12 protein-coding genes are annotated in these 16,492 nt (G+C 72.5%); 8 read left to right on the plus strand and 4 right to left on the minus strand.

Features of this window, described 5'->3' with window-relative positions; genetic code table 11:
- Nucleotides 1-65: 65 nt before the first annotated feature.
- Nucleotides 66-3,863: a type VII secretion protein EccCa gene (eccCa, locus tag DZF91_RS01885; RefSeq protein ID WP_117355790.1), complete on the plus strand. Its 3,798-nt coding sequence runs from the start codon at nt 66-68 to the stop codon at nt 3,861-3,863.
- Here eccCa and DZF91_RS01890 read toward each other — a convergent pair.
- Nucleotides 3,814-4,992, minus strand: coding sequence for a S8 family serine peptidase (locus DZF91_RS01890; RefSeq protein WP_158587827.1), 1,179 nt, complete (start codon nt 4,990-4,992; stop codon nt 3,814-3,816). The genes eccCa and DZF91_RS01890 overlap by 50 nt on opposite strands.
- Nucleotides 4,993-5,385: 393 nt before the next feature.
- Entirely contained in the window at nt 5,386-6,552 is a 1,167-nt protein-coding gene (locus DZF91_RS01895; RefSeq protein WP_117355792.1) for a hypothetical protein, read from the minus strand.
- Nucleotides 6,553-6,742: 190 nt separating this feature from the next.
- Between DZF91_RS01895 and DZF91_RS01900 the strand changes: the two genes are divergently transcribed.
- On the plus strand, nt 6,743-6,940 hold the full coding sequence (locus tag DZF91_RS01900) for a hypothetical protein (protein WP_117355793.1): 198 nt from the start codon (nt 6,743-6,745) through the stop codon (nt 6,938-6,940).
- Nucleotides 6,941-7,075: 135 nt separating this feature from the next.
- Complete coding sequence (locus DZF91_RS40885) at nt 7,076-9,103, plus strand: serine/threonine protein kinase (RefSeq protein WP_199486342.1); 2,028 nt, start codon at nt 7,076-7,078, stop codon at nt 9,101-9,103.
- 375 nt (nt 9,104-9,478) lie between these two features.
- Here DZF91_RS40885 and DZF91_RS01910 read toward each other — a convergent pair whose 3' ends face one another.
- Together DZF91_RS01910 and DZF91_RS01915 are read right to left on the minus strand one after the other, a co-directional pair.
- Nucleotides 9,479-9,781 (minus strand): DUF397 domain-containing protein, encoded by a 303-nt coding sequence (locus tag DZF91_RS01910; RefSeq protein WP_117355797.1) that lies wholly within the window; start codon nt 9,779-9,781, stop codon nt 9,479-9,481.
- Nucleotides 9,781-10,602 carry a helix-turn-helix domain-containing protein gene (locus DZF91_RS01915; RefSeq protein WP_117355798.1) on the minus strand — a complete coding sequence of 274 codons (822 nt, stop codon included), beginning with the start codon at nt 10,600-10,602 and terminating at the stop codon, nt 9,781-9,783. Before DZF91_RS01915 ends, DZF91_RS01910 begins: the two co-directional genes overlap by 1 nt.
- Before the next feature lie 340 nt (nt 10,603-10,942).
- On the opposite strand from DZF91_RS01915, the gene DZF91_RS01920 reads away from it, so the two are divergent.
- From DZF91_RS01920 to DZF91_RS42830, 5 genes are all read left to right on the plus strand, one after another.
- On the plus strand, nt 10,943-11,593 hold the full coding sequence (locus DZF91_RS01920) for an ATP-binding protein (protein WP_235834013.1): 651 nt from the start codon (nt 10,943-10,945) through the stop codon (nt 11,591-11,593).
- 201 nt (nt 11,594-11,794) lie between these two features.
- A complete protein-coding gene (locus DZF91_RS01925) occupies nt 11,795-12,154 on the plus strand; it encodes an STAS domain-containing protein (protein ID WP_117355800.1) in 360 nt (119 codons plus the stop codon).
- Between the two features lie 345 nt (nt 12,155-12,499).
- Nucleotides 12,500-13,759, plus strand: a complete 1,260-nt coding sequence (locus DZF91_RS01930) for a M16 family metallopeptidase (RefSeq protein ID WP_117355794.1) — start codon at nt 12,500-12,502, stop codon at nt 13,757-13,759.
- On the plus strand, nt 13,756-15,114 hold the full coding sequence (locus DZF91_RS01935) for a M16 family metallopeptidase (RefSeq protein ID WP_117355795.1): 1,359 nt from the start codon (nt 13,756-13,758) through the stop codon (nt 15,112-15,114). The genes DZF91_RS01930 and DZF91_RS01935 overlap by 4 nt, the downstream gene beginning before the upstream one ends.
- Nucleotides 15,115-15,384: 270 nt before the next feature.
- Nucleotides 15,385-16,492: sporulation protein (locus DZF91_RS42830; RefSeq protein WP_117355796.1), on the plus strand; the 1,108-nt coding region annotated here is incomplete at its 3' end.

Here is a 16,492-nt window from a genome sequence, read left to right on the forward strand (position 1 = left end):
AGGATGACCGGTCATTGACTACCAGTCTTGACGGATCGGCGCCAGTCATCGGAGGGGCCAGAGAGATGGGCATTGTCCTCGTCAGCCGTCCAGAACGCCCTTCACCTCCGCAGATACCGCAGGGAGAAATCGTTCTGGAGCCTCCCCCGGAGGTTCCCGAGTCGGTGAGCCAGGGCTTCTCCGGATTGCTGACCTACCTGCCGATGGCGGCGAGCGGCGGCGCGATGGGCCTGATGTTCATGGGCGGCTCCGGCGGCGGGAACCCGATCATGTGGGTGGCGAGCGGGCTGTTCGGGCTGTCCATGGTCGGTATGGGCTTCGGGCACATGGGCCAGGGGGCGGGCGAGCGCAAGCAGCGGTTGAACGGCGCGCGACGCGACTACTACCGCTACCTCGACCAGGTCCGCGTCCGCGTGCGCAAGGCGGCGAGGCAGCAGCGTGAGGCACTGGAGTGGACGGGGCCGGAGCCGCGGACGCTGTGGTCGCTGGCGATGAGCCACCGGCTGTGGGAACGGCGTCCTTCCGACACCGACTTCGGACAGGCCCGCATCGGACGCGGCCGGCAGCGGCTCGCGCTCGAACTGGTCGTCCCGGAGACCAAGCCGATCGAGGATCTCGAGCCGATGTGCGCGGGAGCGCTGCGCCGGTTCCTGCGTGCGCACTCGACCGTCCCGGACCTTCCGGTGGCGGTGTCGCTGCCCGCGTTCGCCCGGGTCGTCCCCACCGGTGACCCCCAGGCCGTCCGGGCGATGGTCCGGGCGATGCTGGCGCAGAGCGCGACGTTCCACGCGCCGGACGACCTGCGGATCTCGGTGTGCGTGTCGCCGGAACGGATGGCCGAGTGGCAGTGGACCAAGTGGCTGCCGCACTGCCTGCACCCCACCGAGCAGGACGCGGCCGGGCCCGTCCGGCTGTTGGCCGGGAGCCTGACCGAGCTAGAGGAACGACTCGGTCAGGAGATCAAAGACCGCCCCCGCTTCGGCCCCGGTGTCGACAGTGACGACCTGCCGTACCACATCGTCGTCGTGGACGGCGGCGAGGTCTCGCCGGACTCGCAGATCGGCGCGGACGGTATCAAGGGCGTGTGCGTCGTGGACCTGAGCGGCTCGGTGTCACCGACGTCCGACGCGTCCACGCTCCGGCTGAACGTCACGCACGACCGGCTGGAGATGCTCGAGCGCGACCATCTGGGCAAGGACGTCGTGTCTCCGCTCGGGCGACCCGACGCGCTCAGTCCCGTGCAGGCCGAAGCCCTGGCCATGAAGCTCGCCCCGCTCCGGGCGAAAGCGCCCGAGGAACCGGAGCAGAACGCGCTGGCGGGCAATCTCACCCTCACCTCCCTGCTGGGCCTTCGGTCGCCGCGTGAACTCGATCTGGCCCGGACGTGGCGTCCCCGTGCGCCGCGCAACCGGCTGCGCGTGCCGATCGGCGTCGACGCGCAGGGCCGCCCGGTCGAGCTGGACATCAAAGAGTCGGCCCAGGGAGGCGTCGGCCCGCACGGCTTGCTGATCGGGGCTACCGGGTCAGGGAAGTCGGAGCTGCTGCGGACGCTGGTGCTCGGCCTGGTGATGACGCACTCGTCGGAGGTGCTGAACTTCGTCCTGGTCGACTTCAAGGGCGGCGCGACCTTCCTGGGGATGGAGGGCCTGCAGCACGTGTCGGCCATCATCACCAACCTGGAGGACGAGCTCCCCCTGGTCGACCGCATGTACGACGCCCTGCACGGCGAGATGGTCCGCCGCCAGGAATGGCTGCGCGCCGCCGGCAACTACGCCTCGCTGCGCGACTACGAGAAGGCCCGGCGACTCGAAGAGGGCAAGCTCCGCGGGCTGGACAACCACCTGTCGTACCGCATCGGTCTGCGGACGTTCTCCGCGATGGAGTCCCGCGTCGTCCTCGGCGTCCCCGACGCCTACGAACTGCCGTCGCAGCCGGGCAACGGTTACCTCAAGCTGGACGTGGCCACCATGACGCGGTTCAAGGCGGCCTACGTCTCCGGGCCGGTCGATGACGAGCAGCAGAGCATCGGCCAGGACGGGCCCGCGCGTCCGCGCCAGATCCTCCCGTACGGCCCCGTCTACCTCCCGCTGCCGAAGACACCGGAGTCCCATGAGGCCAAGCCGCTTCAGCGGGCCGGCGAGGAGAGCCTGTTCGACGTGATCGTCAAGCAGATCGCCGGGAACGGTCCCCCGGCGCACGAGATCTGGCTGCCGCCGCTGGACGTCCCACCGACCGTCGACGAGCTTCTCCCCCCGCTGTCGCCGACACCGGACCTGGGGCTGACGACGGCGGGCTGGGACGGGCGCGGACGGCTCGCCGCCGTGGTCGGGATCATCGACCGTCCCTTCGACCAGCGCCGCGATCCGTTCTGGGTCGATCTGTCGGCGGCGTCCGGACACGTCGCGATGGTCGGGGCGCCGCAGACCGGAAAGTCCACCATGCTGCGCTCGCTGATCGCCTCACTCGCGCTGCTCCACACCCCGCAGGAGGTCCAGTTCTACTGCCTGGACTTCGGCGGCGGCACGCTCAGCGGCCTGTCCGGGCTGCCGCACGTCGGCGGGGTCGCGTCCCGCCTGGACGCCGACCGGGTCCGCCGGACGGTGGCGGAGGTGTCGACCCTTCTGGAACACCGCGAGCGGGAGTTCACCGAACGCGGCATCGACTCGATCGCGGCCTACCGGCGCATGCGGGCGTCCGGGCGGATCGAGGGGGACGGCTTCGGCGACGTGTTCCTGGTCGTGGACAACTGGATGACGCTGCGCCAGGAATACGAGCACCTCGAGGAGGTCATCACCGACCTCGCGGCACGCGGTCTCGGCTACGGCGTCCACGTGGTCGCGACGGCCGGCAAGTGGTCGGAGTTCCGGATGGCGATCCGGGACGTGTTCGGCACCCGGCTGGAGCTGCGGCTCGGCGACCCCTACGAGTCGGAGATCGACCGCCGGCTCGCCGAGAACGTCCCGGCCGGACGTCCGGGGCGGGGGTTGACCCGTGACGGCCTCCACTTCCTCGCCGCGCTTCCCCGGACGGACGGCCACGGCTCCGCCGAGGACCTCGCGGAAGGCGTCACGGCGATGGTGAACGCGGTGCGGGAAGCGTGGCGGGGGCCGGTCGCGCCGCCCGTCCGCCTGCTCCCGGACACCCTGCCGGTCTCCGAACTGGACACCGTGCCGCCCGAACCCTGGCGGGTGCCCATCGGCATCGACGAGAACGCGCTCGCACCGATCGCACTGGACTTCCAGGCCGACCCGCACTTCGTCGTCGTCGGCGATAACGAGAGCGGCAAGACGAACCTCCTCCGGCGGATCGCCGGAGGCCTCGCGGAGCGGCACGACCCGGACGAGGCCAAGCTGATCTTCGTCGACTACCGCCGGACCCTGCTCGACACCGTCGACACCGACCAGCGCGTCGGGTACGCGGCCTCGTCGTCCGCGGCCGCCGAGCTGATCCTGGACCTCGTGGAGGTTCTCAACGACCGGCTCCCGCCGGCCGACCTGACCGCCGAGCAGCTGCGGGCGCGCTCGTGGTGGAGCGGCAGCGACGTCTTCCTCTTCGTCGAGGACTACGAGCTGGTCGCCACGGGGAGCAACCCGCTCCTCCCACTCGTGGAGCTGCTTCCCCAGGCCCGCGACATCGGCCTCCACCTCGTCCTGTCCCGGGCCATGGGAGGGGTCGGGCGGGCGTTGTACGACCCGGTGATCCAGCAACTCAAGGACATGATGACGCCCGCGCTCATCATGTCCGGCAGCAAGGAGGAGGGCCCCCTGTTCGGGGAGATCCGTCCCGCCCCGCTCCCGGTCGGGCGGGGCATGCTCACCGACCGCCGGCGCGGGGCCCGGCTGATCCAGACGGCGCTCCTCTGAGCCCGCGGCCACCCCGGTCCCCGGAGCCGATCACACCGCCATCGGGGCCGATGTCGTGGGCATCGTCCTGCTCCGGCCGGAACGGGAGGCCGACCCATCCAGGACGCCAGCCTCGGCGTCGGCCCAAGGGGACGACGACGCCCGCGAGCGCGGCGAGGGCCGCCGCCCCCAGCGTTCCGCCGGCCACCGCGACGGCGATCGTCTGGACATGTCCGTCGCGCCTGGCCGGTGGCGCGAACCGGGCAGGCACGGGCGGCCTCATCGCGGGGCCGCCCGACGTCTCCTCTGGGAGCACCGCCGTGACGGCCTGAAGCGGGTTGACCATGCCTCGTCCCGTGGCGGTCCCGACATTTCCGTCTGCGGTCGCGACGACGCGATGGACAACTTGCTGGGGGGTGAGTGCGGGATGCCGGGCGCGGACAAGCGTCACGACCCCGGAGACGAACGCCGCCGAGAAGCTGGTGCCGTCCGCCTGGAGGTTGTAGCCGTCACCGGTCCACGCCGTGTACACGTCTTTGCCGGGCGCGGCGACATCGACGCGTGAGCCGAGGTTGGAGTTCTCGTCGCGCGAGCCGTCCCGGCCGAGGGCCGCGACCGAGAGCACGCCCGGATAGCTCGCCGGGTAGGCGGGTCCCTCGTCGCCGTTCTTCTTCTTGCTGTTCCCCGCGGCGGCGACCACGACGGCGCCGTGCGCGATGGCGTACTGAACGGCACGTCTGAGCTCCGGAGTGTCCGCGGTGCGGATCGAGACGTTGACGACCCGGGCTCCCGTGTCGACGGCGGCCCGGATCGACCTCGGCAGGCGGTCGCCGCCCTGGTCGTCCTGCCCGGCGTTCTGCTGCTTGACGATCACCAGGTGGGCGTCGGGCGCGACCCCGCTCAGCGGGATGCGGCGCGCCGCCATGTCGTTTCCCGCAACCAGCGCGGCGACGCCGGTGCCATGGCCGTCGCAGTCGCGGCGTCCCGTCCCTGTGACGTCGATGAAGTCGGAGGAGGCGACCCGTCCGGCCAGCATCGGGTGGTGGACGTCCGCGCCGCTGTCCACCACCGCCACCGTCACTCCCGCGCCCCGCGTCAGCGGCCACACCCGCTCGAACGCCAGGCGCTCCTGGGCCCATGAGGCCGGCACCGCGCCACGGTAGCCGCGTTGAGGGTTGCATTCAGGGGCCGGAGTCTCCACCGGTGGCGGCGTCGCCGTGGGCGTCTTGGTCGGAGAGGGCTTGGCTGAAGGCGGCTTGGAACTGGCGGATGGCCTCGGCTTCGGCTTCGGGGTGTGTTTGGTGGGCGCCACCTGAGGCGCCTCGCGCTCCGCAGGGGCCGCCCACGCGGGGACGGCGAGAACCGTGGCGAGCACCAGACAACCGCCCGCCGCGACGAACCCCGGTACACGCATACCGCGCTCCTCCCACGAAGTGAGACCCGGCGGACGAAAGTAGTCGATCTCCCACCCTGGGGCCATCTTCCGGTGGTCAGACGGTGTGGCCTGCCGAGTCAAGAGGACCTCGCGGCGGGCGCGGGCCGCTCAGGGGGTGTTGTGGCGGATGTCGTTGAGGGTCTTCTGCATGTCGGTCTTCTCGTTGGGTGGGCCGGTGAGCTGGACGGCGACGGCGGTGTCGAGCGGGCCGCCCTTGCGGGAGGCGAAGACGTGGCTCATCGCCACGCGGACGACGGTCTCGTTGCGGCTGTTGCTGCCGGTCTCCTCGGCGTACTGGGTGGTGGGGTCGGTGGCGTGCCAGGACTTGTGGTCGACGGCCAGGGCGTTGCGGGCGGTCTCGCGCTGGGTGGGGCCGCAGCCGGACGGGCAGGACTGGAGGGCGACCAGGCCGCCGGCGCTGGTGCCGCCGGTCGGCGGGAAGCCCTTGCCCTCGTGGACACAGATCCAGCGGTTGGTGAACCCCGGCTTGTCGCTGCGCATGCAGCCCCATCCCTCCGGGACGTTGAAGGAGAAGGGGAAGCCGTTCAGCCTCATGAGGTAGGGCTTGTCGCCGCTGCCGAACGTCGGGCCCGCGACGAGCCCCTTGCCGCCGGACGGTCCGGGGGTCTCCGACGGGGGCGGGCCGCTCTCCGACGGCGTCGGAGCGGGGGTCTCGCTCCCCGGCGCCGGAGTGGAGATGACGGGCGAGGAGGCCGTGATGGTGGGGGTCTGCTCGTCGTCCCCGGTGAGCAGGACGACCACCGCGGCGATCACGAGGCAGAAGAAGACCGCGAGCGCGGCCAGCGGGACGAACACCGGGACGCCGCGCGACGGGCTCAGCGGTGGCGTGAACGTGGGCGTGGGCGTGGGCACGGGCGGCGGATCGTGCGGCTCTGCCGACCAGTGCGGGGCGAAGGCGGGCACGTTCGCGGGCGTCGGCTCGCCGGTGGACAGCGCCGCCGCGTCCAGCAGGCGCAGGACGTCCTCCAGAGCGCCGCCGCCGTACGGGACGGCCACCCAGATCGGCGGGACGTCCGTGGAGCCCGTGACCTGACGGCCCGCGCCGAACCCGCTGACCGCCGACGCCAGCCGGGCGCGCACGCCGGGGTCGGCGGCGGCGGTCGGGTGGAGGACGCCGACGACGGCCTTCTCCCGGCGGGCGTCCTCGGCGAGGTAGACGGTGCCCGCCCCGTGCGAGCCGAGGCGGCCGAGCAGGGTGTGCCCGGCCAGCAGACGCGGGTCGGCGAGGTGCAGCGGTTCGGGGTTCGGCTCCACGGGTGTCCCCTTTCGTCCGGTCTCCCGAGTTGGACGGGCGACCGGGCGGCCGCGCTCCCTCCGGCGCGGATCTGGTTAGCCGTGCGAAAGTTTTTTGACGAAGCGGCCGCTCGGCAGGAATACCGGGAAGGATCTTGCGGTTGCAACTATCGCGTACAAGATCCCGCACGGCGGGTGACCCCTCTTCGAGATGAAGGAGATCACCGTGCAGAGCAGCATTCCGATGCCTCGCCACGACGAGAACAAGACCGTGCGGACCCGTTCACTCCGGGCGCTCGCGGTGGCGGCGCGACTGGAACGCCACCACGCCCCCGAGGCGCCGCCCGGCGTCTCCGACGGGCGGGTCGCGCGCCGGCCGGCGCAGCACCGCACCCCTGAGAACGTCTGAACATCCAGGTCCGACCGTGGCCCCCGCGCGAGATTTCGCGCGGGGGCCACGCCCATGGGTGGGACAAACTAGGATTTTCTGACCACACCGCTGAGACGTCTGCGACGGGGGAGAAGCCGAGTGACGGACAGGACGATGCCTGACGCCCATCCGCTGCGGCCAGGCGATCCGGCCGAACTCGGCGGCTACGACGTCGTCGGCCGACTGGGCGAGGGCGGCCAGGGATCGGTGTTCCTGGGCCGCGCCAAGGCCGATCCCACGCAGTTCGTCGCGATCAAGCTGCTGCACACGGGACTCACCGGCGACGCCACGGCGCGCGGACGGTTCGTGCGGGAGCTGGAGGTCGCCAAGCGCGTCGCCCGCTTCTGCACCGCCCAGGTGCTCGACGCCGAGGTCGCGGGCGACCGCCCGTACATCGTCAGCGAGTACGTGCCCGGGATGTCGCTGCAACGGCTCGTCCTGGAGGACGGGCCGCGCACCGGGGGCGCGCTGGAGCGGCTGGCGATCAACACGCTGACCGCACTGCAGGCGATCCACCAGGCCGGGATCGTGCACCGCGACTTCAAGCCGCACAACGTGATGATGGGTCCGGACGGCCCGCGCGTGATCGACTTCGGCGTCGCGCGCGCCCTCGGCGCGGCGGGCGAGACGCAGAACGTCGGCACCCCGGCCTACATGGCGCCGGAGCACTTCACGGGCGGCACGGTCGGCCCCGCCGCGGACATGTTCGCCTGGGGCACGACGATGGTCTTCGCCGCCACCGGGCGTCCCGCCTTCGGCAACGACGAGATGGCCGGCGTCATGCACCGGATCCTCACCGGTGAACCCGATCTCGGTGATCTCCCCGACCCCCTCCGCTCGATCGTGCTGGCGTGCCTGGACAAGGACCCCGCCCGCAGGCCCAGCGCCCGCGAGGCGCAGGAACGCCTGGTCGGTGCGGCGGCGGGCATCTCCCCCGTGCCCGCCCCGCCCACTCCGGCGTGGTCCGTCCCCGCCGACCAGTCTGCCGCTCCCACGCAGGCCGGGGCGTTCGGCGCACAACCTGTGGACAACAGCGGCGGACACGGCCTCGCCCCCGTCCCCGGCGCCCCGAACTCCCAGCTCACACCCGGTGCTCCGCACGCCAACGCCACGCCCGGCTTCCCCGGACCGGACCCCATGTCCGCGTCCAATCCGGGTTCTCCGTATGCGCCGGGTCCGAACGCTTGGGACAACTCGGGGAGCTCTCCGAACGCGGGTGCGGGCGGATGGGCCGAAGCGTCCAACCCCGGTGCTCAGGCCACGTGGGCCGACGCGTCGAACCCCGGCGTCCCGCACAACGCGGTGCCTGGCGCTCCGGGCATGCCGCCCCACCCCGGCGGTCCGGGCATGCCGCCCCACGCCGGCGATCCGGGAAACCCGCATCACGCCGGCGGTCCGGGAAACCCGCATCACGCTGGCGGTCCCGCCATGCCGGGCAGTTCGGACGGGCAGACGAACCCCGGCCGGCCTCCCGGCTGGAACGGAGGCGGGTCCGGCTCGTCCGACGGGAAGAAGCGGAAGCTCCTGGTGCCGCTGGTCGCCGCCGCGGCCGTCCTCGCCGTGATCGGGGGCGTGTCGGCGTGGGCCCTCACCGGCTCGGACGAGGGCGGCAAGGACGGCAAGCCCGTGGCGCAGGGCGGCGGCGCGACCGGCGGACAGCCGTCGGGCGAGGCCGCCGGGAAGGTCGGCGGGGACAAGAACAAGAAGTCCCCGAGCAGGAAGCCGAGCGGCAAGCCGTCCTCCGGCTCCCCCTCCAAGGAGGCGTCGCCGAAGCCCACCGACGGCAAGAAGCCCGGCGGCGCCCCCTCGAAGGAACCGGCCAACCAGTACACGCCGCAGCAGGTCTGCAACTCCGGCGGACACGGCGGCGGCTACTACGTGCAGCGGTCGCTGTCCGCCTCGGGCGGCACGGCCTACATGCTCTACAACTCCTCCGGCTACAACTGCGCCGTCACCATGAAGACGACCGGCGTCGGCAGCAAGACGGCGGTCTCCGTGTGGATCCAGGCGCAGGGTGGCGGGCAGGTCTCCGACTCCGGCGCGTTCCAGTGGTACGCCGGGCCGGTGTACGTGAAGGCGCCCAAGACGTGCGTCCGCTTCGGCGGGAACGGAGCCTCCGCCCCCTGGGGCAACTGCGGCTGAGCCGCGCACCAGCGGCCCAGGGGTCTAGCACCGACGGCCCTGTGGCTGAGCCGAGCGCTGGCAGCTGTACGGCGGCGCTCTGCTTGAAGGCTGCGACTGCGCGGGGCTCACCGGCGTCGTCGCAGCTTTTTCGAAGAAGGTCCTGCACGCCCGCCGCCGCAACAGGGCGCGTCTGAGTCGCGTCACAGGGTCCAATGGCCGTGTGACGGCTTGGTCGGGGCATTCACGACCGCTTGTCGGCGGGGCGGCTTTCGGCCGCCGTCCATCCGGAACGCCCGGCTCTCACGATGAACCGGGCTGTCGGGACTGCGCGGACGGCGGCGTGCCCGGGCTGCGCCGCGGTCGCCCCCGAGGGAGCCACCGGGGCGCGCGGTCTCAGTTGTCGGACGGTGCGATGAGGTGGTCGAAGTCGCCGTCCTTGGCGCCGAGGATCAGTGCCTCGATCTCGGGACGGGTGTAGATGAGGGCGGGGCCCTCCGGGTGGCGCGAGTTCCGCATGGCGACGCGGTCGCCGGGGAGTTCCGCGATCTCGACGCAGTTCCCCTGGGAGTTGCTGCGGCGCGACTTGAGCCAGCGCGCGCCGCGCAGGCTGGTCGCCGGGATCCCGTTGTACGGATGGGGAACGGCGTGGGGTCGACCGTCGCCGGTCGGGAGCTTGGGCTCGTCGGTCGGGAGCATCATGTCTCTCTGAGGAAATCACCGAGAAGCTCGACGGTGTGCTCCGGGGTCGCACTGTCGACGGACAGACGCTCCATGGCCTGGAGGTACGTGTCGACGTCGTCGCGCTTGTCGAGGTACATCGCGCCGGTGAGGCTCTCCACGTACACCACGTCCGGAAGGTCCTGCTCGGGGAACCGGAGGATGGTGAACGCGCCGCCCTCGGCCGCGTGCGCGCCGAACTTGAACGGCATGACCTGGATGGTGACGTTCGGCAGCTTGGACACCTCGATGAGGTGCTCGAGCTGGCCGCGCATCACCTCGGGGCCGCCGATCGGGCGTTTCAGCGCGCTCTCGTCCAGGACGGCCCACAGCCGGGGCGCGTCCGGAGCGGTGAGCCGTTCCTGGCGCTGCATGCGCAGGCTCACGCGCTGTTCGATCTCGCTTTCGGGAGCGCCCGCGTTGCCCTGCTGGATGATGGCCCGCGCGTATCCCTCCGACTGCAGCAGCCCCGGGACGAACTGCAGCTCGTAGGTGCGGATGAGCGCCGCCGACTCCTCCAGCCCGACATAGGTCTGGAACCAGTTCGGCAGGACGTCGGTGTAGCGGTGCCACCAGCCGGGCGTGTTCGCGTCCCGGGCGAGCTGCAGCAGCGACTGCCGTTCGCGCGGGTCGGTCACGCCGTACAGGGTGAGCAGGTCTTCTACGTCGCGTTCCTTGAAGCTGACCCGCCCCAGCTCCAGCCGGCTGATCTTGGACTCGGACGCGCGGATGACATAACCGGCGTCCTGGCGGGTCACGCCCTTCGCCTCACGCAGGCGACGGAGCTGTGAACCGAGCAGGATGCGGCGGACCGTCGATCCGGTACCCGGCGTCTCTGGAGCCACGCCCAACCTCCCGGCCGTTTCTGGCGGACAGCGAACCTAGTGTGCCATCGCCCGGCGATATCCGCCGGGGGGCGTGGGGACAGCGGTCCCCTTTCGACTGTTGACCTTGGAATCCGTCTTCTGGATACCTCCCGTTCTGACCTGCTCTGGGGTGCTCTGGAGCGTGCAGACGTCAGATGCACGTGCATCTGGCGATGCATTTGGCTCTTGCATTCGCACGCTACGATGCGCAGGATAACGCACGAGACTTCCGAGCCATGGCTGCACAACGAGATCACTCTGCGGGGTCCCGGGAATGACGTCACGCCACGCGCACGACGACACGCGCTGGAGGGTCGAGTCCGCCGCGCACGCAGCGTCCTCCGCCCCCTCCTCCGCCATGCCGCCCGCCGTACCGCCCGGTGCGGCCGCGACGAGCGTGCCGGAGGCCGCGGACCTCCCACCGCATCTGAACCACGCGCTGCACGACCTGGTCATGCAGGGCGGGCCGGCGGTGACGTTCACGGTGCTGCCCGACCCCGAGTCGGTCACCGCCGCGCGCCATTTCACGCTCACCCGGCTGACCGACTGGGGCCTGGCCCCGCTCGGCGACGACGTCGGTCTGGTCGTCTCGGAACTGGTCACCAACGCGCTGCGGCACAGCGGCGGCACCAGCTCGTGGTGGAAGAGCCCCGACGGCCACCGGGGGGACGTCCACGAGTTCGGCGACGCCAGCGACCCGCTGTGCTCGGCCCCCACCGCCATCCGCCTCCGGCTCCTGCACCGCGCCCCGTGGCTACTGTGCGGCATCTTCGACGCCAGTTCCGACGGTCCGCGCCGCAAGGAGCCCGACTACATCGCCGAGACCGGACGCGGCCTCCACCTGGTGGAGTCGTTCAGTTCGCGGTGGGGCTGGTCGTCCCTGCCGTTCGGCAAGGTCGTCTGGGCGCTGTTCAAGACGACCTGACCCGGCCGGGCCGTCCGTCCCGCACGGGACGGACCGGACGTCCCCGCTCGGGACGCACCGCGTGATCCACCCGACCGCGCGTGCCGTCCCACCTGGGACATCGACCGCGGCACGGCCTCCCGACGCCCGGAGCACGGCGGGATAACCGGCGATTCCCCGGGTATAGCCATTCACCCACCGAAGCGCTGACAGGGAGTGGTCGTGGAATTCGCGGTCGAACATCGGGACGTGCAGGACCTCACCGTCGTGAAGATCAGCGGCGAAATCGACGTCTTCACGAGCCCGCGCCTCCGCGAGATGCTGCTCGACATCATCGACAACGGAGGCACCTACCTCGTCGTGGACCTCGGGGAGGTGACCTTCCTGGACTCCACCGGGCTCGGCGTGCTCGTCGGCATCTACCACCGGCTGCGCGCGCGGGACGGCTCCATGTCGTTCATGGGCGTCAACGAGCGGGTGCGGCGGGTCTTCCACGTCACCCAGCTCACCAAGATCTTCGTCCTCCACGACAGCCTGGAGGAGGCGCTCGCCGCGCACGAGGCGTCCGTCTCGTCCCGCTGACCCGCCACGCCCCTCTCGGGCGGACGACCGCGACGGTTCCCCGCGTCGCCTCGGCAGCCGTCACCGTTCGCCGCCTGTCACCGTTCGCGCCCGTCGCCGTTCGCAGCCGACGCCGTTCGTGGCCGACGCCGTTCGTGGCCGTCGCCGTTCGTGGCCGTCGCCGTTCGTGGCCGTCGCTGTTCACAGCCGGCGCCTTCCATGCCGTCGCCGATCGTGGCCGTCGCTGTTCGCGCGCATGAGGGGAAGTCCCAGCCGGTACGGTGAAACCGGGGATCAAGCCCGTCACCCGGGCGGGTGGCGGTGTTCCCCGGATCCGATCGACCGAACCGGACGGGAGCACGCTTCGTGGCCGAACAGCCGCTGCACGAGCACACGCTCGGCAATGGCCTGCGGGTGGTGGTCTGCGAGGACCACGTCGTACCGCTGGCAGCCGTCAACATCTGGTACGGCGTGGGCTCGCGGCACGAGCGCGCCGGCCGCACGGGCCTCGCCCACCTCTTCGAGCACCTGATGTTCCAGGGCTCGGGCAACGTCGCCGAGGGCGAGCACGCCGCCCTGCTGGAGGCCGCCGGCGCGTCCTTCAACGCCAGCACGTCCTTCGAGCGCACCAACTACTACGAGACCGTCCCGGTCAGCCACCTCGAGCTCGCGCTGTGGCTGGAGGCCGACCGCATGGGGACGCTCCCCGCGGCGCTCACCCAGGCCAACCTGGACAACCAGCGCGACGTGGTGAAGAACGAGCGCCGCCAGCGCTACGACAACCAGCCCTACGGGACGGCGTTCGAGCGCCTGTGCCGCCTGACGTTCCCGTCCGGGCACCCCTACGCGCACACGCCGATCGGCTCCATGGAGGACCTGGACGCCACCACGCTCGAGGACTGCAAGGACTTCTTCGGCACCTGGTACGCGCCGCACAACGCGGTGCTGTCCGTCGTCGGCGACGTCGACCCCGAGGAGACGCTGAGGGCCGTCGAGAAGTACTTCGGCGGCATCCCGGCGGGTCCGGCCACCCCCGAGGCGCGTCCGGGCGACCTCGGGCCGCTCAGCGGCGTCACGAACGAGGACGTGGACGAGGACGTCCCGTCCCCCGCGTACTTCGCGATGTTCTCGCTGCCGACCGACGGCGGCGACGACATCGAGGCCGCCGAGATGGCCGCCGAGGTGCTCGGCGGCGGGTCCGGTTCGCGGCTGTACGACCGGATGGTCCGCCGCGACCAGATCGCCACCGAGGTGTGGGCGGGCGTCACCCGGCTCGCGGACGGCCCGTCCCTCGCGCTCGTCGAGGCGGTCGGCCCCGACCCGGAGAAGATCTCCGCGGTGCTGGACGAGGAGCTCGCGCGGTTCGCCGCCGAGGGCCCCACCGAGGAGGAGGCCGCGCGCGCCGCCGCGCAGGCCGAGCGCGGGTTCCTGGAGCGCACCGAGACCGTCACCGGGCTCGCCAACGCGCTGTCGCAGAACGCCACCCAGTTCGGCGACGCGTCCCGGGTGTTCACCGCCCCGGCGCGCGCCGCCGCCGTCACCGGCGACCAGATCAAGCAGATGGCGGGCCGCTGGCTGGCGCCGGGCGCCCGCACCGCGCTCACCTACGGAGGTGCGTCCAAGTGACCGAGGCCCTGAGGCTCGCCGAGCGCCCCGTCCCCGGCCCGTTCCCCGTGTGGGCGTTCCCGGACGCGGCGTCCGGGCGGGTGCCGTCCGGCCCCGCGACGCTGCGCTGCGAACTGCCGGGCCGCCGCCTGGCCGCCGTCCGGCTCGTCCTCGACGCGGGCGCGGGACGCGAGGGCTCCGGCCAGGACGGCGTGGCCACGCTCACCGCGCGCGCGTTCCTGGAGGGCACCGAGGCCGGCGGCGGGACCGCGCTGACGAACGCGTTCGAGCGGCTGGGCGCGTCCCTGTACGCGTCGGCCGACCTGACCGCCCTGCGCATCGCCCTGGACGCCCCGGTGACGCGGCTCGCCCCGGCGCTGGAACTGCTCGGCGAGGTCCTGCGCGCGCCCGCGCTGGACGACTCCGACGTCCGCCGCCTGGTGAACGAGCGCCTGGAGGAGATCGCCCAGGACGACGCCGACCCCGGTTCGCGCGCCGCGCGTGAACTGCGCGCGGCGATGTTCCCGTCCGAGGCGCGCGCGTCGCGTCCGACCGGCGGTTCGCCCGCGTCGGTCGAGGGACTGACCGGCGACGCCGTGCGCGCGTACTTCGGCTCGATCGTCCCCGCCGAGGCCACCGCGGTCGTCGCGGGCGACATCGCGGGCACCGACGTGGACGCCACGCTCGCGGCGGCGCTCACCGGCTGGTCCTCGTCCGGCCCGGCGCTGCCGGCGGCCGACACCATCGCGCCGGTGGACGAGGCGCGCATCGTCATCGTCGACCGTCCCGGCTCCGTCCAGACGTACCTGAACATCGGCCACAGCGTCCCGGACCGCACCGACCCCGACTGGCCGCTGCTGTCGGTCGCGGCGCACGTCCTCGGCGGGGGCCTCACGTCCCGGATGAACACCGTCCTGCGCGAGGAGAAGGGCTACACCTACGGCGTGCGCACGGGCATCCTGCGGATGCCGTACTGCGGCGTGTTCGTGACGCAGGGCTCGGTGCACACCGAGGTGACCGGCGACGCCGTCGCCGACGCGCTGGCCCAGCTCCGCTCCATCGGCGAGCGCGGCGTGGACGAGGCCGAGACGACGGCCGCGATCAGCGCGCTGGCCGACCGCGCGCCCGGCGAGTACGAGACGTCCCGCGCGGTCGCCGCCGAACTCGCCGACGCGTCCGCGAACGGCCTCGGCGCCGACTACACCTCCCGCTACCTGGCCGCCGTGCGCGCCGCGACCCCCGAGTCGGTCGCGAACGCGTACACCGGCCACGTCGACACCGACCGCCTGACGGTCGTCGCGGTCGGCGACGCGGCACAGATCCGCGAGCCCCTGGAGAGACTCGGCTACGCGCCCGTAACGATCACCGCCAAGTAACCGCCCCGCACGGGACGTCCACGCGAGGCCGCCTCGCGTGGACGTCCCGCAGGGGCGGCTCGCGGGGACGTCTGGCGTGAACGTCCCGCAGGGGCGGCTGGCGGGGACGTCTGGCGTGAACGTCCCGCAGGGGCGGCTCGCGGGGACGTCTGGCGTGAACGTCCCGCTGGGGCATCCCGTGTGGTTGTCCACAGCCTCGGCGGCCGTTGGGCCGCCGGGGCCCGCTGGGCGTAGTGTGCCGCTTGTCGGAAGACGAGAGGAGATCGTCCAGTGGGATACGCGGGACCGTCGGTGGACACCGTCCTCGCCGAGCCGCGCTGCGCGCCCGGCGGCGCCGTGGCGGGCAACGTTCACCTGCGCGGCGGGGCCGGCCCCACCGACATCCGGCACGTCACGATCGCGCTGATGCCGCGCATGCGCGACCAGTACGGCCGCGACATCGCCGGCCCCGAGGTCTACCGCGGCGCGCTCACCCGCTCCTTCACCCTCGGACCGGGCGAGAACCGGGCGCTGCCGTTCTCGATCCCCCTGCCGTACGAGCTGCCGTTCACCACCGTCCTCGGCCGCGAGCTGCCCGGCTTCACCCTCGGCCTGTGCACCGAGGTGGACGTCCGCGGCGGGGCCGATCCCGGCGACATCGACCCCATCTCGGTCGAGCCGCTGCGCTCCCAGCAGTGGGTGCTGCAGGCCATCGCGCGGATGGGCTTCACCATCCGGACGGTCGCGTTCGAGACGTCCGAGGTGCCGGGCCTGTCGCAGCAGCTCCCGTTCCACCAGGAGATCCACCTCAGCCCGCCGCCGCACTACCGCAGGCTCGACGGCGTCGGTCTCACCTTCATCGCCACCCCCGGCAGGATGGCCTTCAAGCTTCGCGCCATGGGACGTCTCGACCGGGGCGACGCCGCCTTCGGCACCTTCGACGTCCAGCACCCCGAGTCCGCCGAGACCGACTGGACGGCCCGGGTCACCGACTGGCTCGAAGCCGCCGTCCTCCTTCCCCCGGACCTCGCGTTCACCGCGGGGCCGCCGGTTCCCGGAGCCCATGCGCCCGCGCCGCCCACACCACCGGGTCCCCCGGGGCCGCCGCCTGGTCCTCCGGGCCTGCCGCCGGGCTTCGCCCCCGCCGCCGCACACGGCATGGCCGCCCCTGGGATGCCGGCGCACGGTCCCGCGCCGTCCGGCCCCGGCGGTCCCGCTCCGGCGCACGGTCCCGGCGCGCCCGGTTTCGGACCGGGCGCGGGAGCACCGGGCATGCCTCCGCACCCGAACGGCCCTGGCGCGCGTCCGGGTCCCGTCGCGCCTCCCTTCGGCGCTCCGCCCGGTCCGCAGCCCATGGGGCCGCCCGGGTCCTTCCCGCCCGGCCCGGCGCAGGGCCCCC

It is taken from the genome of Actinomadura logoneensis, assembly GCF_003428695.1.
Lineage (GTDB): Bacteria > Actinomycetota > Actinomycetes > Streptosporangiales > Streptosporangiaceae > Spirillospora > Spirillospora logoneensis.

Bases quoted from the DNA above. Each gene is read 5' to 3' on its own strand.
- eccCa (WP_117355790.1), top strand. From the start codon at position 66: ATGGGCATTGTCCTCGTCAGCCGTCCAGAACGCCCTTCACCTCCGCAG.
- DZF91_RS01900 (WP_117355793.1), top strand. From the start codon at position 6,743: ATGAAGGAGATCACCGTGCAGAGCAGCATTCCGATGCCTCGCCACGAC.
- DZF91_RS40885 (WP_199486342.1), top strand. From the start codon at position 7,076: ATGCCTGACGCCCATCCGCTGCGGCCAGGCGATCCGGCCGAACTCGGC.
- DZF91_RS01910 (WP_117355797.1), bottom strand. From the start codon at position 9,781: ATGCTCCCGACCGACGAGCCCAAGCTCCCGACCGGCGACGGTCGACCC.
- DZF91_RS01920 (WP_235834013.1), top strand. From the start codon at position 10,943: ATGACGTCACGCCACGCGCACGACGACACGCGCTGGAGGGTCGAGTCC.